15 protein-coding genes are annotated in these 18,812 nt (G+C 66.8%); 7 read left to right on the top strand and 8 right to left on the bottom strand.

The features are described 5' to 3' along the window. Positions 1–244: 244 nt before the first annotated feature. From ACVWZN_RS11430 to ACVWZN_RS11415, 4 genes are all read right to left on the bottom strand, one after another. On the bottom strand, positions 245–1,219 hold the full coding sequence (locus ACVWZN_RS11430) for an alpha/beta hydrolase (protein WP_456953915.1): 975 nt from the start codon (positions 1,217–1,219) through the stop codon (positions 245–247). After that, complete coding sequence (locus tag ACVWZN_RS11425) at positions 1,216–3,252, bottom strand: glycoside hydrolase family 97 protein (protein ID WP_456953914.1); 2,037 nt, start codon at positions 3,250–3,252, stop codon at positions 1,216–1,218. Before ACVWZN_RS11425 ends, ACVWZN_RS11430 begins: the two co-directional genes overlap by 4 nt. Positions 3,253–3,255: 3 nt before the next feature. Next, positions 3,256–5,826 carry an alpha-1,6-glucosidase domain-containing protein gene (locus ACVWZN_RS11420; protein WP_456953913.1) on the bottom strand — a complete coding sequence of 857 codons (2,571 nt, stop codon included), beginning with the start codon at positions 5,824–5,826 and terminating at the stop codon, positions 3,256–3,258. Between the two features lie 220 nt (positions 5,827–6,046). Continuing rightward, the gene (locus ACVWZN_RS11415; protein ID WP_456953912.1) at positions 6,047–7,660 is read right to left on the bottom strand and encodes an alpha-glucosidase family protein; all 1,614 of its coding nucleotides are present in this window, start codon (positions 7,658–7,660) and stop codon (positions 6,047–6,049) included. A 287-nt stretch (positions 7,661–7,947) separates the two neighbouring features. Here ACVWZN_RS11415 and ACVWZN_RS11410 point away from each other — a divergent pair, with 287 nt between their 5' ends. The 3 genes from ACVWZN_RS11410 to ACVWZN_RS11400 all read left to right on the top strand — a co-directional run bounded on the left by ACVWZN_RS11410 (position 7,948) and on the right by ACVWZN_RS11400 (position 12,051). After that, positions 7,948–9,453, top strand: a complete 1,506-nt coding sequence (locus tag ACVWZN_RS11410) for an MFS transporter (protein WP_456953911.1) — start codon at positions 7,948–7,950, stop codon at positions 9,451–9,453. Between the two features lie 32 nt (positions 9,454–9,485). After that, a complete protein-coding gene (locus ACVWZN_RS11405) occupies positions 9,486–11,132 on the top strand; it encodes an alpha-amylase family glycosyl hydrolase (RefSeq protein ID WP_456954760.1) in 1,647 nt (548 codons plus the stop codon). 64 nt (positions 11,133–11,196) lie between these two features. Beyond that, on the top strand, positions 11,197–12,051 hold the full coding sequence (locus tag ACVWZN_RS11400; RefSeq protein WP_456953910.1) for an alpha/beta hydrolase: 855 nt from the start codon (positions 11,197–11,199) through the stop codon (positions 12,049–12,051). 12 nt (positions 12,052–12,063) lie between these two features. Here ACVWZN_RS11400 and ACVWZN_RS11395 read toward each other — a convergent pair whose 3' ends face one another. Further along, complete coding sequence (locus ACVWZN_RS11395) at positions 12,064–13,101, bottom strand: LacI family DNA-binding transcriptional regulator (RefSeq protein ID WP_456953909.1); 1,038 nt, start codon at positions 13,099–13,101, stop codon at positions 12,064–12,066. Between the two features lie 232 nt (positions 13,102–13,333). Here ACVWZN_RS11395 and rpoH point away from each other — a divergent pair, with 232 nt between their 5' ends. From rpoH to ACVWZN_RS11375, 4 genes are all read left to right on the top strand, one after another. Beyond that, the gene (rpoH, locus tag ACVWZN_RS11390) at positions 13,334–14,218 is read left to right on the top strand and encodes an RNA polymerase sigma factor RpoH (protein ID WP_456953908.1); all 885 of its coding nucleotides are present in this window, start codon (positions 13,334–13,336) and stop codon (positions 14,216–14,218) included. A 141-nt stretch (positions 14,219–14,359) separates the two neighbouring features. Next, entirely contained in the window at positions 14,360–14,686 is a 327-nt protein-coding gene (locus ACVWZN_RS11385) for a hypothetical protein (RefSeq protein ID WP_456953907.1), read from the top strand. Further along, on the top strand, positions 14,686–15,282 hold the full coding sequence (locus ACVWZN_RS11380) for an RNA 2'-phosphotransferase (RefSeq protein WP_456953906.1): 597 nt from the start codon (positions 14,686–14,688) through the stop codon (positions 15,280–15,282). Before ACVWZN_RS11385 ends, ACVWZN_RS11380 begins: the two co-directional genes overlap by 1 nt. 2 nt (positions 15,283–15,284) lie before the next feature. Then, on the top strand, positions 15,285–15,749 hold the full coding sequence (locus ACVWZN_RS11375) for a metallophosphoesterase family protein (RefSeq protein ID WP_456953905.1): 465 nt from the start codon (positions 15,285–15,287) through the stop codon (positions 15,747–15,749). 148 nt (positions 15,750–15,897) lie between these two features. Here the strand turns inward: ACVWZN_RS11375 and tal are convergent, their stop codons facing one another. The 3 genes from tal to ACVWZN_RS11360 form a co-directional block, all read right to left on the bottom strand. Then, a complete protein-coding gene (gene tal, locus ACVWZN_RS11370) occupies positions 15,898–16,848 on the bottom strand; it encodes a transaldolase (RefSeq protein ID WP_456953904.1) in 951 nt (316 codons plus the stop codon). 76 nt (positions 16,849–16,924) lie between these two features. Then, positions 16,925–17,317 carry an XVIPCD domain-containing protein gene (locus tag ACVWZN_RS11365; RefSeq protein WP_456953903.1) on the bottom strand — a complete coding sequence of 131 codons (393 nt, stop codon included), beginning with the start codon at positions 17,315–17,317 and terminating at the stop codon, positions 16,925–16,927. Then, positions 17,317–18,801: a glucosaminidase domain-containing protein gene (locus ACVWZN_RS11360; RefSeq protein ID WP_456953902.1), complete on the bottom strand. Its 1,485-nt coding sequence runs from the start codon at positions 18,799–18,801 to the stop codon at positions 17,317–17,319. Before ACVWZN_RS11360 ends, ACVWZN_RS11365 begins: the two co-directional genes overlap by 1 nt. Positions 18,802–18,812: the final 11 nt, after the last annotated feature.

The following is an 18,812-nucleotide window of genomic DNA, read 5'->3' as shown; positions in this document are numbered from 1 at the left end:
CGCCGCGGACGACATGGCATGGCGCGCACGGCGCGTCGGGCGACATGAACAGGCGTGGATGGCGGCACACGACGTTGGTTTGCGCGGCATCATGGTCGCTGCCGATGTCGGCTTACTGGATCGACGCGCCCTGATCGCCCGTTTCGTGATGCTCGACCGGTTCGACAGTGTCAGTGGACGACGACCGCCCGCGCGCAGAAATACTCGACGGCGCGCCGTCGACCGGCACCGATTCGGGAGTCGCTCAGGGCGTGCGCGGCGAATACATCCACCGCAGGAACACCGGCAGCATGCGTGCCCAGCTCGCCTGTTCGTGGCGGCCGCCATCAAGCACGTAGAGCGCGACGTCGCTGCTTCCCGTGTCGCGCGTCGGGTCTTCGGTGACGCGATAGCCGAGCTGCTTCAGCCCCCTCATGCCGCCCGCGTCGGCATTCCAGCCCTCGACCAGATCGCGAACATCGTCCACGGCGTCGTTGACGCCGTCGCCATCGCGATCGCTGGTTTCCTCGTCCGTACCGATCGCGAAGAAGAATCGCGAGCCGCGCGGCGCATTGAACTCGGCGAGCATCGACTGCGCGATCCGAGTGTGCTGCAGCGTCGATGAATCGGTTCGATCCGTCGTCAACCAGAACGATGGCGAGAACGCACCGACGCGGCCGAACACTTCCGGGTACTGCCAGCCGACATTGAACGCATGCGCGCCGCCGAGTGACCAGCCGAGGATGGCGCGTGCATTTGGCGTCGGCCGCACGGCGTAGCGCGAGTCCACGAACGGCACCAGCGTATGCACCAGCCATTCGGAGTAAGCCTGAGCGCGCGCGCCGACGTCCCCGTACTTGGTCGGCGCGACGACCGACTTGCCTGCTGCGCGGTCGGAAAAGCCGTATGCCCCCATGCGGTCGGGCGGCATGTCGATCGCGATGACGATGGGTGCGCGGGTGTCGCCCGACGCAGCAAGCGATGACAATGTGTCGGCGAGATGCACGGCCCCCGCGTCCTGGCCGTCGTCGACGTAAAGAGACTCGCACGCGGGCGCCGCGCCGTTACGACAGCTGGCAGGAACGAACACGCGGACATGCAACGGCGTCGGCGCGACGCCCGGCGCCATGATCGGGTAGTCGTCGACTCGAAGCGGTTGCGTCGGCACCGCGGCCAACGCTGACGCCACGGGCAGCGATAGCGCAACCGCCCCCAGTCGCTGCATCGCGCTTGCGCTCACTTCAGCGCCTTCAGACGGATCGCCTCACCACCGCCCGCGGCCAAGTTCAACGTCAGCACGTCGCCGCGCTTGACGTGCTTCGTCTCCACTACGAACGCGAACGGATTCGTCTTCGAGTCCGCACCGTCACCGTCGCGATAGATCTGCGCTTCGTAGGTGCGGCCCGCGTCGAGGAAGTCCAGCGGCAGCGTGAGCGTCCGCGCGTTCTCGTCCGTCACCGAACCGACGAACCAGTCGTTCGTGCCGCGCTGCTTGCGCGCGATGGTGACGAAGTCGCCGGGCTCGCCGTTGATCACACGCGTGTCTTCCCAGTCGGTCGGTACGTCCTCGATGAAGCGGAACGCGTCGAGGTGCTGCTCGTAATTCTCCGGCAGGTCCGCCGCCATCTGCACCGGCGAATAGATCACCACATAGTTGGCGAGCTGCTTGGCCAGCGTGCTCTCGATCTGCTGCCCGTTGCGGCCCTTCAGGCTCAGCACGCCCGGAGTGAAGTCCATCGGGCCCGACAGCAGTCGAGTGAACACCAGATTCGCCTCGTGCTCCGGCGGGTTCGGCGGATTGCCCCAGGCGTTGTATTCCATGCCGCGCGCGCCTTCGCGCGCGATCCAGTTCGGATACGTGCGACGCAGGCCGGTGTCCTTGATCGGCTCGTGATCGACGATCGCGATATGCTGCTTCGCCGCTTCCTGCACCACGCGAAGCTGGTGGTTCGCGCGCCACTGGCCGTCATGCCATTCGCGCAGCACCGGGCCGCCTTCGACGTCCTGGCGCTCGATCTGCCCCGCATCGCAGACGTAACCGGTCTTGACCACGTCGATGCCGAGCCGCTGGTCGAGATCCAGCGCCTTCGGCAGCTGGCGTTCGTAATGACTGACGGCGCAGCCCGTCTCGTGATGCCCGATCAGGTGCACGCCCTTCGACGCCGCGTACTTCGATAGCGCTTCGATGTCGAAGTCGGGCGTCGCCTTGGTGAAGTCGAAATCCCAGCCGTTGGCGAACCAGTTGCCGTCCCAGCCGGGGTTCCAGCCTTCGACCAGCACGCCGCGGAAGCCGTGTTGCGCCGCAAAGTCGATATAGCGCTTGGTCTCGTCCGTCGTCGCGCCGTGCTTCGCGCCGGTCGCCCAGCTGTGCTGTTCGAGATGCAGCGTCCACCACACGCCCACGTACTTGGCGGGCTTAAACCAGCTCACGTCGCCAATCTTGTTCGGCTCGTTGAGGTTGAGGATCAGGCTGGACTCAACCAGCCCGCCGGCGCGGTCGCTGATCGTGATCGTGCGCCACGGCGTCGTGAACGGTGCCATGCGACGCACCTTCCAGCCTTCGCTGCCGGGTGCCAACTGCGCCTTCATGCGCTGGCCCTCGACGCGGCGCAGCCACATGCTCGAATAGTCGACCAGTGCGGCCTCATGGAACGACAGGTAGGTGCCGTCGTCAGTCTTCAACGTGATCGGCGTATGCGCCTGGCTGACTTCGCGCAGCGGCGTGCGGTTGTACAGGTACTCGTAGCGGTTCCACTCGCCGGCGGGAATCCACCACGCGGTCGCGTTCGGCACCACGTCGAACTCGGTGAGCTCGTCCGTAATGCGCACATCCTTCATCGAAGGCTGGTCCGGGAATTCGTAGCGGAAGCCGACGCCGTCGTCGAACACGCGGAACGTCACGTCTATCGCGCGCTTGCCGTTAATGGTCTCGGTGAAACGCGTGCGCAGCTCGTTGTAGTGATTGCGCGTGACGCGGCGCTCGCCCCACGGCTGCTCCCAGGTTTCATCGACGCTGCGCGTCGCCTGCGATGTGAATGCGAGGTTGCGCTGGATCTGCTCGGCGTTCTGGAGCAGGAACCCGAGTCGCGACGTGCCGATCAGTGGCGCGCCGTTGCGGAATACGCGATAGCCGATGCGGCCGTCGTCCACGTCGAGTTCGACATGCAGCTTGTGATCGGGCGAGTCGACGCTGGCGACGGTTTTCGCGAGCACGGGTGACGTCGCGATCAGCAACAGCAGCGACGCAACGAGACGGGCGGGTCGAAAGGTCATGGCTTACTCGATGACGAAAACGGCGGCGGTGCGGCCGGGCACGGTGACACGGCCATGCGGGTCGTAACGGGCTTCGCGGACGCGCGCGTCGCGGCCGTGCTGCAGGGCGGGATGGAGCACGTAATGCTTGTTCGCTTCGCGCGGCAGGTCCAGCGTCTGCGCAGTGGGCGAGGCGTTGACGAGGTAGAGCAGTTCGCGCGCACCCGGCATGCCGACGCCGTCGAGATGCCCGACGATGACCGCGGGGTTCTGGGACGGGCCGGTGTTTTCGAAAGACAGGCGACGCTGCACCTCGTCAGCGGTGCGAAGACGCAGCAGCGGCGTCAACGCGCGCAGGCGCAGCCAGTCGCGGAAGACGTCGCGCGTCCATGCGATGTCGTCGGGTGATGGTTTGATCGACGGATTGCGCAGCACCGGCGCGAGCAGCGGCCAGTCCTTGCCGTTGTCGGCCTCGCGCGGAAGGCCGACGCCGAAGCCGTTGTCGGTATACGTCCAGTCGATGCGGTTGAATGCGTCGCCGGATTCGAAGCTGTTGCGGTCCAGCGACTTGCTGCGCAGCACGTCGATGCCGGCGTGGTAGTAGGCGACGCCTTGGCTCAGCGCGACGATCGCGATGCCGAGCGCCTGCACGCGTGCACGCTCTGCGGGCGTGGTGTCGGTCGGAAGACGCAATGCATCGACGTCGAACAGCGTCAGGTTGTCGTGGTTCTCGACGTAGTTGACGACTTCCGTCGGCGCACTCGCGTAGCCGGCCGGTTGTCCGCTGTAGTCGAGCGAGGACAGCGGCGCGATGCGGCCGTCGGCGAACGTGGTCGTGTAGTCGTGCAGCGTGCCGGCGAGGCCAACGCGGATGAGGTCAGCGTCGCGCAGCGCGTCGGCACGGGTGTCGGCTGCACCGTTGAGCCAGCCCTTGCGACGCAGCAGGTCCTCGCCGCTGTCGCAGCAGCCACCGCCGCGCAGCGCGTCGCGCGCACGATCGCTGAAGGTCGCGATGCCCGTGCCGCTCAACGCACCCTGCGCGGCCTGCACGAAGCGCGCGCCGTTCGCGACCTCGCCGAAGTTCCAGCCTTCGCCGATCAGCGGAATGTCGTGGCTGACCGCGTCGCGCAGCGCACGCTGTGCGCGTTCCATCGCCGCGCGCGGCTGGTGGCCCATCAGGTCGAAGCGGAACGAGTCGATGCCGTAGTCACGCGCCCAGCGCACCAGCGTGTCGGCCATGAGCCGCGCCATCATGCGGTGCTCGGTCGCGGTGTTCTCGCAGCAGGTCGAATGCTCGACCGCGCCCTTCGCGTCGAGCCGGTAGTAGTAGCCGGGCACGATGCGGTCGAGCACCGAGGTGTCGGCCTGGCCCGATGTCGTGGTGTGGTTGTAGACCACGTCCATGCCGACGCGCAGGCCGAGCGCGTGCAGTGCCTGCACCATCATGCGGAACTCGCGGATGCGCACCGCGCCATCGCTGGCGTCGGTCGCATAACTGCCTTCGGGCGCGCCGAAGTGCTGCGGGTCGTAGCCCCAGTTGTAGCAGTCGGTCTTGCTGACCGCGGCGATCGCCGCCTGCGGTCTCGGGCTGTCAGGGGCACCGCGGACGATATCGGGCGTGACGCAGCCCTGTTCGGCGATCGTCGCGATGTCGAACACCGGCAGCAGGTGCACGTCGGTGAGCCCTGCGTCGTGCAGTGTCGCGAGATGCTTCAGGCCGTTCGACGCAGTGTCGGTGAACGCGAGATAGCGGCCGCGATGTTCTGCGGGAACGCTCGTGTCGGCAACGGAGAAGTCCCGCACGTGCAGTTCGTACACCGTCATGTCGACGTTGCTGGCGGCCGGCTCCGGGCGCGCATGACTCGACCATCCATTCGGTGCGAGCCGCGCATCTCGCAAGTCCGCAAGATCTTCGATGACGCTGCGCTGCGAGTTAGTCGTCAGCGTCACCGAGTACGGATCGGTGACGCGGTTGCGCACGACGCCGACGCCGGGGACGAAGACGTCGACGAGAAACAGGTAGGCGTGACCGTGCATGTCACCGGAGATGCGTGTCGTCCATGCACCCGTCGCATCGTCGCGTTGCATGGCGACTGGCGCCGCCGCGGGATCCGTTGCGGTCGGATAGATGCACAGCGAAACGTTGCGCGCCGTCGGCGCCCACACACCGAAGCTCGTCGCGGACCGCTCGACGCGCGGACCGAGCGGCGCTCGGTCGCCATCGAACGCGGCGTCGAGCAGGCCGGGGGATTGGATGTAGGTCGCATCGGTGACGCGGCGGTTGGTGTCCTGCTCGACCAGCCACCATTGTGCGGCGATGTTCTTGCGCACCGTGCGGGTCTGGTCGTGGTCCAACGCGAACTGCGCGCCGGCGGGAACGAAACGGAACGCTCTTTCCGTTTCGCCGGTAAGCGGCGCGTCGCTCGGCGTCAGCGGGAGCGAAAGATCTGCGCCGTGCAGCCGTCGGTCGCCATCGATATGCAGCGCCCCATTCCGCGACGCGACGAGCCGGTAATGCGCGCCCGGTGATTTTCCCGGCCAGCGCAGCGTCGTGTCGTCGAGCCAATACGCACGCGCATCGCTGCGACCGTCCACAGCAGAGGCGAGTACGGACGACGTTGCCTCGGCGTTGCAGTCGGCCGCCGCCGGTGTCCGCGCCGATGCGACTGTCGCTACGGTGAGCAGAACGATGCCGGTCAGGCAGCGCGCGACCGTGAGGCGCGCCGAGGCTGCCGATGTACCGACGTACGCGTCACATCGCTCGGTTGGCGCACTGCATAGGCCCCGCATGTCGCGACGCCGCATGCTCGATTGCTCAGCCAATTCGCGCGAACAGCGCGCCATGCGGCGGCAATTGGAGTCGTCCGCGTTCGAGCCGCCCGGTCGGGATGCCCGGCGCATCCACCGCCGTCGCAGTACCGACATCGAGCGCGCACTCAATCTCTGCGCCCGAAAGGTTGAACGCCACCAGCAACCGCTCGCCGCCCTGCTCGCGCACGAAGGCCAGCACCGGCTCAGGCGCATCGACAAAACGAATCGAACCCTCGACCAGCGCAGGCTGCATACGACGCCACCGCAGGAACGCACGCACCGCATTCAACACCGACGCCGAGTCGGGATCCTGCTTCGCCACGCTGCGCGGTGAATGCGTCGCCGCGACCGGCAGCCACGGCGTGCCATCGGTGAACCCCGCGGCCGCACCGCCATTCCACGGCATCGGCGTGCGGCAGCCATCGCGGCCCTTGAACGTCGGCCAGAAGGTGATGCCGTAGGGATCCTGCAGCAGCTCGTACGGCACGTCGGCTTCGGGCAGGCCGAGTTCCTCGCCCTGGTACAGGCAGACCGAACCGCGTAGCGAACACACCAGTGCGACGAGCTGGCGCGCGAACACGTCGTTCGCCTGCGCATCGCCCCAACGCGTTACCGCGCGTTGCACGTCGTGGTTGGAGATCGCCCAGCACGGCCAGCCGTCGGTCATGCTCGCTTCGAGACGCTCGACCGTGCCGCGGATGTAGCCCGCGGTGAAATCATCGGTCAGCAGTTCGAAGCTGTAGCCCATGTGCAGGCGGCCGGGTCGCACGTACTCGGCCATCGTCGCCAGCGAATCTTCCGACGAGATCTCGCCGAGCGCGGCGACGTCGGGATAGCGATCCATCAGCGCACGGATGTCCTCCATGTAGCCGACGCATTCGGGTTGCGTGTTGTTGTAGTGGTGGTACTGGAACGCGTACGGGTTGTCCGGCGAGAAGCCGCGACCGGTGCGCAGGTGCTCGGGCTTCGGCGGGTTGTCGCGCAGCTGCGCGTCATGGAAGCAGAAGTTGATCGCGTCCAGGCGGAAACCGTCGACGCCGCGATCGAGCCAGAACTGCACGTTGTCCAGCTGCGCCTTCTGCACGGCCGGGTTGTGGAAGTTGAGGTCGGGCTGCTCGGTCAGGAAGTTGTGCAGGTAGTACTGGCCGCGACGCGATTCCCACTGCCACGCCACGCCACCGAACAGCGACATCCAGTTGTTGGGCGGCGTGCCATCGGGTTTCGCGTCGGCCCACACGTACCAGTCGGCCTTCGTGTTGTCGCGGCTCTGCCGACTCTGCTTGAACCATTCATGTTCGGCCGAGGTGTGGCTGAGCACCTGGTCGATCATCACCTTCAGCCCAAGCGAATGCGCTTTCGCGAGCAGGCGATCGAAGTCCTCGAGCGTGCCGAACATGGGATCGACCTCGCGGTAATCGGCGATGTCGTATCCGAAGTCGGCCATCGGCGACTTGAAGAACGGCGAGATCCAGATCGCGTCGACGCCCAGGCTCGCGACATAATCGAGCTTCTCGACGATGCCGGGCAGGTCGCCGATGCCGTCGCCATTGGTATCGAGGAAGCTGCGCGGGTAGATCTGGTAGATCACCGCGCCTCGCCACCAGGTCTTCTTCGTCATCGAGACCTCTACAACCCTTGCGTGGACGACCATCCCGGTCGCTGCGCGTCGTTCCGCGCGTGCCGCGGGAGAATTCCTCGCGGGCGGTGGAGGATGCCGGCACGTCGGCGGGCGCCCGCGTTGAATACGTTTGCAACGGAATTTGTGCAGCAGGGGCGCTGTCTACCATGCCGCGCACATCACGTTCGAACGTTCCGCGACGCGTTGTCGATGTTGCAGCGCACACCGGTTTATCGCGAAGCACGCGTCACACTCGCCGCACGACACGGCGCATCACAGGGCGGTTCATGAATCCCACCACGCAGACCAAGCCGCGGCTCTCGTTCTGGCAGATCTGGAACATGTGCTTCGGCTTCCTCGGCATCCAGTTCGGTTTCGCACTGCAGAACGCCAACGTCAGCCGCATCTTCCAGACGCTGGGCGCGAACATGGACGACCTGCCCATGCTGTGGATCGCCGCTCCGCTCACCGGCCTGATCGTGCAACCCATCGTCGGGCACTTCTCCGATCGCACATGGACGCGGCTCGGTCGTCGTCGCCCGTACTTCCTCGTAGGCGCGGTGCTGGCAACGCTCGCGCTGCTGTTCATGCCGAACTCACCCAGCCTGTGGATCGCCGCGGGGCTGCTGTGGATGCTGGATGCATCGATCAACATCTCGATGGAACCGTTCCGCGCGTTCGTCGGCGACCAGTTGCCGGTGCAGCAGCGCGCCACGGGCTACTCGATGCAGAGCTTCTTCATCGGCGTGGGCTCGGTGGTGGCCAGCGTGCTGCCCTACGCGCTCGCGCACTTCGGGGTTGCCAACACGGCGGACGCCGGACTGGTGCCGGACACGGTGCGCTGGTCGTTCTACTTCGGCGGCGTGGTACTGATGGGCGCGATCGTCTGGACCGTGCTGCGCACCCGCGAATACCCGCCGGCCACGCTGCAGGCCTGGGACGAGGCACCGCCGGTCGCGGCGCGTCCGCGCGATGCGGGACGGATGCGCGCCGGTGCGATGGTCTGGCTTGCCGCAGGCATCGTGCTTCTCGCGATCGTCTACCTGCGCGGGCTCGACAAGCAGCTCTACATACTCGGCGGGCTCGTTGCCGCGTATGGCGTTGCGTTGCTGCTTCGCGGCGCGGGCGTCGGCGGCGGAACCTTCGCCGAGATCATGGACGATCTTTACGACATGCCGTCGACGATGCGCCAGCTCGCCGTCGTGCAGTTCTTCTCGTGGTTCGCGTTGTTCGCGATGTGGATCTACACCACGCCCGCCGTCGCCGACCTGCACTTCCACAGCAACGATCCCACCTCGGCCGCGTACAACGAAGGCGCGAACTGGGTGGGCGTGCTGTTCGCGGCCTACAACGGCTTCGCCGCGCTGGCCGCGGTGCTGATCCCGAAGATGGTCGCGCGCTGGGGCCTGCGTACCAGCCACCTCGTCAATGCGGTGCTCGGCGGGCTCGGGCTGGTGTCGATGATGTTCATCCGCGACCCGCGCTGGCTGCTGCTCTCCATGGTCGGCGTAGGCTTCGCGTGGGCGTCGATCCTGTCGTTGCCGTACGCGCTGCTGTCGGACAGCGTGCCGGCGAAGAAGATGGGCGTGTACATGGGCATCTTCAATTTCTTCATCGTCATCCCGCAGCTGGTCGCGGCCAGCCTGCTGGGCTTCCTGCTGAAGACGCTGTTCGGTGGGCATCCGTTCTATGCGCTGGTGATCGGTGGCATCTCGATGGTCGTCGCCGGCCTGTGCGTGCTTCGCGTTCGCGAACCGCGCACCCATGCTTCGCGCCTGGCGGCCGCACCGTGAGGCGCGCGCTTGCACTTGGCGTCGCGTTGTCGCTGGCCCTTCCCGCCGTCGCGAAGGACGCCCGCGTCACCCCGCGCGAGTTCGTCGGCACCACCGAGCCGTTCGCCAGCGACGCCATCTATTTCCTGATGACCGATCGCTTCGTCAACGGCGATCCGTCGAACGATCGTCGCGAGCAGGGCGGCAAGCTGCTGCACACCTTCGACCGACCGACACCGGGCGCACCGAAAGGCCACAGCGACAACATCGGCTACATGGGTGGCGACTTCAAAGGCGTGCTGGACAACGCCGACTACATCCGCGACATGGGTTTCGGCGCGGTGTGGATCACGCCCATCGTCGATCAGCCGGACGAAGCGTTCACCGGCGGCAGCCCGGTGAAGTGGGGCGGCCAATGGACCGACCAGGGCAAGACCGGCTACCACGGCTACTGGGGTGACAACTTCTGGGTGCTCGACGAACACCTGCCGAGCAGGGATCTCGATTTCCGCGGACTTACGTCGGGGCTCAAGCAGCACGGTTTGAAGACCGTGCTCGACATCGTCTGCAACCACGGCTCGCCGGCGTACACGATGCCGAAGGATCAGCCGAAGTACGGAAAGATCTACGGCCCGCACGGCGAACTGCTGGCCGATCACCAGAACCTGCCGCCGTCCAAGCTCGACCCGAGGAACAATCCGCTGCACCGCTGGTACAACATGTCCGGCGGGCTCGCGCAGTTGTCGGACCTCAACGAGAACGAGCCGGCCGTGCTCGACTATTTCGTCGGCGCGTATTCGCAGTGGATCGACCAGGGCGCCGACGCGTTCCGCATCGACACCATCGGCTGGATGCCCAACTCGTTCTGGCACGCGTTCAGCGCGCGCATCCGTGCGAAGCATCCGGGCTTCTTCATGTTCGGCGAAGCCTTCGACCCGGATGCCGCGACAATCGCGACGCATACCCTGCCGCGCAATGCCGACGTCAGCGTGCTCGACTTTCCGCTCAAGGATCGGCTGGTCGAAGCGTTCGGGCGCAAGCAGGCCGGCTACGAGCGCATCGCCGAGCGCCTGTATCTCACCGACGGCCCGTACGCGAACCCATATGAACTGATGACGTTCTACGACAACCACGACATGGCGCGCCTCGACGCGAGTGATGCGGGTTTCATCGACGCCGACAACTTCCTGTTCACCGCGCGCGGCATTCCGGTGATCTATTACGGCTCGGAGGTCGGCTTCGAGCGCGGTGCAGTCGAACACACCGGCAACCGCAACTACTTCGGCCAGTCGCGCATCGAAGAAGCGAAGCGCAATCCGATCCACGACGCTCTGCGTCGCATCGCGCATGTTCGTGCTGCGACGCCGGCATTGCAGCGCGGCCTGCAGGTGAACCTCGAGTTCAAGGGCGACGTCGCGTCGTTCTACCGCGTGATCCAGACCAGCGACGTGCACCAGACCGCGCTGGTGCTGCTCAACAAGGGCGACGCGCCGGCGATGTTCGCCATCGACCGCATGCTCCAGCGCGGCAATTGGCAGGCGCGCATCGGTGGCCGCACGTTCGCGGTGGGTGGCGACGGTCGCATCTCGGTTCCGGTGCCGGCGCATGGCGTCGAAGTGCTCGTCCTCGATGCGCCGCTGACGCAGCCGGAGCTGCTCCGCGCCGTGCAGGACGCGGCGGTGCGTGCACGGCGCCACTGAGGCGGCTGCATCCCGTCGACGCGGCAGTCCGTATATCGGGTTTGCCCGATTCGGATCATCCTCGATGCGATTCCACTGCCTGATCGCCGGCGCCGCGCTGGCGGTCGCCGCCGCCGCCGTGAGCGGCTGCCAGTCGCTGGTGTTCGCAGTCGCGAATCGGGGGCTCGAGGCGCCCACGGCGACCGTCGTGTATGCCGCGGATCGAGGACTGTCGCTCGACATCTATCGCCCGGCGACCGCCACGTCGGCGACACCGGTCGTGGTGTTCTTCTACGGCGGTTCCTGGCAGACCGGTCAACGCGAGGACTACCGCTTCGTAGGCCGTCGCCTCGCCGGCGAGGGCATCCTGGCCGTGGTCGCCGACTACCGTCTGTGGCCGCGCGCAGGCTTTCCGGGCTTCGTCGAGGACGGTGCGCAGGCGGTCGCCTGGACGCGAGAGCACGCCGCAGCGTACGGCGGTGATCCGCGCCGCCTGTTCGTGGCCGGGCATTCCGCCGGCGCACAGATCGCCGCGCTGATCGGCGCCGACCCACGGTGGCTCGCGCCGCACGGCATGCAGCCGCGCGATCTGGCGGGCGTCATCGGGTTGTCGGGCCCGTACGACTTCCACATCGGCCCCGATCTCGCGCCGATCTTCGGCCCGCCCGCGCAGTGGCCGCTCGCGCAGGCGGTCGGCCAGGTCGACGGCGACGAGCCGCCCTTCCTGTTGGTGCACGGTGATGCGGACACCACGGTCGGCGCCGCGCAGAGTCGCGAACTCGCGCGTCGGCTTAGCGCGCAGCACGAACCGGTGTCGCTGGTGATCCTGCCGAGCGGCGGGCACTTGGCGACGATCGCGGCGCTGTACGACCCGTCGCGCAACCCCGAGGTACTCACGTCGATCCGGCGCTTCGTCGATGCACCGCGCGCGGCGCGGTGACTACGTGGCGCGCTACCCCGAGACGAAGGACGACTTCCGCACCATCAGCGCCGCCGGCAGCATCGCGCTCTCCGCCGGTTCGTCGCGCACGAGTTGCATCAGCGTGGCGACGAGCAGCTGACCCGCACGCTGGGTGTCCTGCACCACCGTGGTGAGCGGCGGGGTGGCGAAGCGCGCCATCGGGATGTCGTCGAAGCCCACGACGGAGACGTCGTCGGGAATGCGCAGACCGGCCTCGCGGAGCGCGCGCATCGCGCCGAGCGCGATCAGGTCGCTTGCAGCAAATACCGCGTCGAACGGGCGACCACGCGCGAGCAACTGGATCGCGGCGGCATGGCCCGATTCCTCGCTGGTCTCGGCATCCACCTGCAACGCGCGGTCAAGCCGCCCGAGGCCGGCGTCAACCAGCGCCCGCTCGCAGCCGGTGTAGCGATCGAGGAACTCCGGGTAGTGGCTCGACGCATGGCCGAGGAAGGCGATGCGTCGCCGCCCGCAGGCGATCAGGTGCTGCCCCGCAAGCTGCCCGCCGTGCACGTTGTCGCAGCCGATCGACACGCCCGGCTGGTCGTGGGCCACCGCACCCCAGCGCACGAAGTGCGTGCCGCGCTCGACCAGCGCCGACAGCTTGTCGCGATAGAGCTCGTAGTCGCCGTAGCCGAGCAGGATCAGCCCGTCCGCCTTCATCGAGTCCTCGTAGTCCGAATGCCAGTCCTCGGACAGCTGCTGGAACGAGACCAGCAGGTCCTGCCCGTGGCGGGCGCAGGCGCGGGTGATCGAGCCCAGCATCGACAGGAAGAACGGGTTGATGTGCGACTCGTCGGGCGTCGGGTCCTCGAACAGCAGGAGGGCGAGGGTGCCGGACTTCTGCGTGCGCAGGCTGGAGGCGCGGCGGTCGACCTTGTAGTTGAGCTCGCGGGCGACGGCCTCGACCCGCTTGCGCGTCTCCTCGTTGACCAGCGGGCTGCCGCGCAGCACGCGGGACACGGTCGCCTGCGAAACCCCCGCCCGGTAGGCGATGTCGAAGGAGGTCGGCCTGGTTCGCTTGGTCATTCGGGCGGCAGTGTAGCCGCCGCTGGTCGCCCGCACCGGACCCTGCCATCGGTCAGGGCTGGAAAAGCGGCTCGCGCGCCCGCATGCCGAGGATTCAGCTCCATACCGCCGGTTTTACGCGTCATGAACGGTCCGATTGAGAGAATTCCGCTTTCGTCGTCCCATGGATGCAACGGTCCGGAACTCCCGGACCCTTTAGCAGTCCAATAACCCGACTGCTAACCTAGAGCCTATGACCCAGACAGCCACCACCGCTCTCGTTCCCAACAGCCTGCCGGCCGTGTCGGCGGTCGGGCTGAGCCCGCTCGGCTCGCTCGAGGCCTATATCGGCGCGGTCAACCGCATCCCCGTGCTCACCGTCGACGACGAGCAGCGCCTTGCGCGCCGCTACCGCGACGAGGAGGACCTCGACGCCGCTCGCGAGCTGGTGCATTCGCACCTGCGCTTCGTCGTGCATGTCGCCCGTGGCTACAACGGCTACGGCCTCGGCATCGGCGACCTCATCCAGGAAGGCAACATCGGCCTGATGAAGGCGGTGAAGCGCTTCGATCCCGACCAGGGCGTTCGCCTGGTCAGCTTCGCGGTGCACTGGATCCGCGCCGAGATGCACGAGTTCATCCTGAAGAACTGGCGCATCGTGAAGGTCGCCACGACCAAGGCGCAGCGCAAGCTGTTCTTCAACCTGCGCAAGAGCAAGACGCGCCTGGGCTGGATGAACGCGGAGGAGGTGCGTGCGGTCGCGGCTGACCTCAACGTGTCCGAGCGCGAAGTGCTCGAGATGGAGTCGCGTCTTTCAGGTCGCGATATCGGCTTCGATGCGCCGGACGATGGCGACGAGGACGGCCCGCCGTCGCCGGTCGCGTATCTGCGTGCGCAGGGCGAGGACCCGTCGCAGCTGTACGAGCGCGAGGACGACGAGGGCAGCAAGCTCGACGTCCTGCGCGACGGTCTGTCCGAACTCGACGCGCGTTCGCGCGACATCATCCGTCGTCGCTGGCTCGACGAGGACAAGGTGACGTTGCAGGAACTCGCCGACGAATACGGTGTGTCGGCCGAGCGCATCCGCCAGATCGAGGCGAACGCACTCAAGAAGATGCGCGCACTGTTCACAGCGTAAGCGGCGACACGAGTCTCACGGTGGGCGGCCCGGGAAACCGGGCCGTTCGCATTTGTGCGTCCGCAAACATCTGTTGCAACCGCCGCTCACGCGCCGCGTTCGACCGATTCGCTATATCGAAGTGCCCATCGGAGCGTCGCCATGGATCCGACCCCGCCAGCGCCTGCTACGCATCTCGACCCCGCCACTGCGGCCGCGCAGGTCAGCCTTCGCTTCGAGCGATGGTTCGCCGAACGAGAACTCGGCCTGCCCGCGGAAACGCGCGCGGAGTTCATCGAGATGGGCATGCAGGCTTTGCAGCGTTGGCCCGATCGCTCGACCGGCGATGTTCTCGACGAGCTGATCGCGGAACTCGACGAGCGACTTGCCGCGATCGCGAACGAGGAGGGTCGCAGCGGCGATGCACGCGAGCCGGCGCGTTCCGGGCTCAGTCGGTTGTTCGGTCGACGCGGCAATCGCCCGCACTGATGCGCGCGGAGCTCGTCCGCCAGAGCCGTTTCATCAGCCGCGTACTGCGGCATTCGCCGCAGTCGATCGGCCTGTCGCTGGACGACGCGGGTTGGGCCGATGTCGATGAACTGCTTGCGGCGGCCGCGGCGCACAGCGTCGCGTTGGATCGCGCAACGCTCGACGAGATCGTCGCGAGCAACGACAAGCAGCGCTTCGCCGTCGATGCGAGCGGCACGCGTATTCGGGCGAACCAGGGTCATTCGATCGACGTCGATCTCGGCCTCGTCCCGGTCGAGCCGCCGGAACGCCTGTTCCACGGCACGGCGACGCGGCATCTGAAATCCATCCTGCGCGACGGCCTGCATCGCGGTCGACGTCGTCATGTGCATCTCGCGACGGATGCCGACACCGCACGCCGCGTCGGCGCGCGTCATGGGGTGCCTGCGGTGCTCGGCATCCGCGCGCATGCGCTGCACACGGCCGGCGAAATGTTCTACCGCTCGGACAACGGCGTCTGGCTCATCGAGAAGGTACCGCCGCGCTTCATCGAGTATCCGCTGGATGCTGTGCAGCGCGATGCGCAAGACGCCGCTTCAACAGCTCCGGACGTCTGACGATGCGCATCGGTCTGATCGCCGACACGCACGGCCTGCTGCGGCCGGAGGCGATCGAAGCGCTGCGCGGCAGTGACCACATCCTGCATGCCGGGGACATCGGCGCCGCGTCCATCCTCGACGCGCTCGCGGACATTGCGCCGGTGACAGCGATTCGCGGCAACAACGACACCGCCGACTGGGCGCGCGATCTACCGGATGCACGGACGGTGCAACTCGGCGGCGTCGCCATCTACCTTTTGCACGACATCAAGACGCTCGCCACGTATCCACCGAGCGAACGCGTCGACGTCATCGTCGCAGGACATTCGCACCGCGCGACGATCGAAACGCATGACAGCTATCTGCTCGTCAATCCCGGCAGCGCGGGCCCGCGACGTTTCAAGCTGCCGATCAGCGTAGGCGAGCTGACGATCATCGACGGCCGCGCGAGCGCGACCATTCTTCCGTTGTCCATCGAAACTTGACGCGCAGCCGGACGGCGCGTCCCGGCTGTGCCCCACATCAATGCGACAACGCCGGCGACGGTGCTAAGCCCCCGGACCGCGCATACAAGACCCACAGTTTGTATCGATGCGGCGAGCGACTCACTCGCCCGTTGAAACGAAGCGGACGCTAGAGCACCTTCGAACCCAGCAGTGTTTCCAGCTTCACCTGATCCTGCGCGAACTTGCGGATCCCGTCGGCGAGTTTCTCGGTCGCCATCGCGTCTTCGTTGTGCTGCCAGCGGAAACTGGCTTCGTCGAGATGGGTCGGTGCATTCGCGCGTTCGCCGTTGTCGACCAACGCGCGCTGCAGCGTCGCATCACTTGCCTGCAATTCGCTCAGCAGTTCCGGCGAGATCGTAAGACGGTCGCAGCCGGCGAGCGCGGTGATCTGGCCGACGTTGCGGAAGCTCGCGCCCATCACGACGGTGTCGTAGCCGTGGCGCTTGTACCACTGCCAGATGCGGGTGACGGACTGCACGCCGGGATCGTCCTGCGGCGTTGCGGGTTGCACGCTGCCGTTCGCGATGTACCAGTCGTAGATGCGGCCCACGAAGGGCGAGATCAGGAAGACGCCGGCTTCGGCGCATGCAACCGCCTGTGCGAACGAGAACAGCAGCGTGAGGTTGCAGTGGATGCCTTCGCGTTCGAGGCGCTCCGCCGCGCGGATGCCTTCCCACGTCGATGCGATCTTGATCAGCAGGCGATCGCGGCCGATGCCGGCGGCGTCGTAGAGCTCGACGAGGCGGTGCGCCTTGGCGACCGTCGCGTCGGTATCGAAGCTCAGGCGCGCATCGACTTCGGTCGACACGCGGCCCGGAATGAGTTTCAGGATTTCGCCGCCGATCGCGACCGCGAGGCGATCCGACGCATCCGCAACGCGCGCGTCGTGATCCGCGCCCTCCGCGGTGGCGAATGCGCTTTCAACCAGCGGTGCGTACGCGGGCAGCGCGGCGGCCTTCAGCAGCAGCGACGGATTGGTCGTCGCGTCGAGCGGGCGGAAACGTGCGATTGCGTCGATGTCGCCGGTGTCGGCGACGATCGTCGAGTGGGTGCGGAGTGCGTCGAGAAGGGCTGTCATCTGCTGATTGTCGCGCAACGGCCGTGCGATCGAATGAAAGGCGCCGACGCCGCATGCACGAGCGTCCGCGCTGTGTTCAATGCGCGAGCACCGGCGCCGGTTGCACATGGCGCCACTGCGGCTCCGCCTGCTGGGTGCGCACGTTGACCGTGACCTGGTGCGCCTGCTGCGCGCTTTCCGCAAGTGGCTGCCGCGACGCCTGAGCGAGGTCGATTGCGTCGGTGCTGCGATTGAGGCCAGTCTCGTCGCGCATAGGACTGACCTGGACGGCGCGCACGAGCTTGCCGGTGTCGTTGATCTCGACACGATCGACCCGGGCGATGCCCTCGCGTTCGCATTCCACCACCAGCGATGCGGCGATGCGCTCGCTGTGCGCGCCGACGGGCGTGCCCCGGGCTGTCTCCGCCGCACGCACCTTGTCCAGCACCTGCTCGTACAGGCGATGCTGCGGATGCGCCGGATCCGACATCAGCGCCTTCTCCGCGCGATCGAGCGCCGCTTCGGTGCGCGGCCCCGCGACACCCATGCCTGCAAACCGTGCTCGCGCTGGAACTGCTTCAGCGCGTGCGACGTGTTGCGACCGAACTCGCCGTCGATGCCGAGCGGCTTGCCGTCCTCACCGCCATAGCCGAGCTCGAAGAGGCGGCGCTGGAGGGTAGCGACGGTGGGGCCGTGGGCGCCGGGTTGTACGCCGTCAAGCGCAGGCCGGGGGCGCGCGTGTTCGACAGTTGCCGCCGCATGGGCTGACGCGTGGACGGGCCCGACCTCGACGTCGCGTGTGGTCGCGCCGATGTCGTGCGCCGGCGCACGACTGCGAAATTCCGGTTTGGCACGCAACGCACCGACGATGTGCTGTTGGTCGCCGTCCCAGTAGCCATGCGGGGCGATGGTGACTTCCGCAGGGCCGAAGCCGGTTTGTGACCCGATGAACTGGATCCGGCCGTGTGCGTCGTAGCCCTTGAAGATCGCCACGTGCTGGCCGGACCCGGAATTGCTCTTGAACAACAGGACATCACCGGATTGAAGCGCCCCGTGGGGCTCGCGGGCCTCGGCGGCGGAGATGATGTCGAAATGCTGCCGTGCATAAGGCGTCATCGCCCGTCCGTTGAACAGGTCGTGCGAGGTGAAGGGCGAGGCGGGAACGCCGTATCCCGCCTCGCGGAGTCCGCGCCAGACGAACGACGAGCAGTCGACGCCTTTCAAGCCGTCACCGTCGAGGTCCTGTTCCGTTCGACTGGGATCGGTGCGCAGGTTTCCTTCCTTGTTCGCCAGGCGCATGTCGCTGCGGCCGTATTCGAAGCGCCGGTCATCGGCGAGAAAGTGGTGCCGCGCTGCTTCGTAGATCGTTGCGCGCGACGCGCGATCCCTGTCAGTCGTGTTCTGGACCGGACGTTGGTCCGCTGAAGGCGCCGTCGCCACCGTATCGTTGGTATGCAGGACAGGAACAACGGCGTCGTGCGTGCGCGCATACGCGATCGCGCGTTGCATCGTCGGGCCATCGAACACCCGCCCGAGGTTGGTGGCGTAGCCGGGGTCGGTGGCGTACTTGCCGCGCTGGAGCGCAGCGGCTTCCGCGTGGAGATCGCCCTTCGTTCCGGTGTCGAAGAGGCCGGCCGCTGCGTATCGCGGGTTGCCCCTCAGGAACGCGACCCGATCGCGCAGCGCCTCTTCAGTGGAGCCGTAGACACGGAACGCCTGGTCCTTCCAGACCTTGTGACCGTTCTCGATTTCCCAGACGTTGAACGTGCGCGTCGGGCCGTGCCAGTCGGATGACGCCTTGATGTTGAAGATGTTGTGCGTACCCGGAAGCACCTTGGTGCCCCAGCCTGTCTCCTGCGCGGCTTGCGCGAGGATCAGTTCCCACGACATGCCCGTTTCGCGGGAGACGCGAACGGCCGCCGGGTAGAGGTCGGCGATGAATTGCTGCTGCGGTGTGAGTCGATCGTTGGTCATGACGTGCGTCC

The sequence above is a fragment of the Lysobacter sp. HA35 genome, assembly GCF_054061195.1.
Note: the sequence above shows the minus strand (reverse complement) of the source record. Positions and strands in the feature narration are given on the sequence as shown.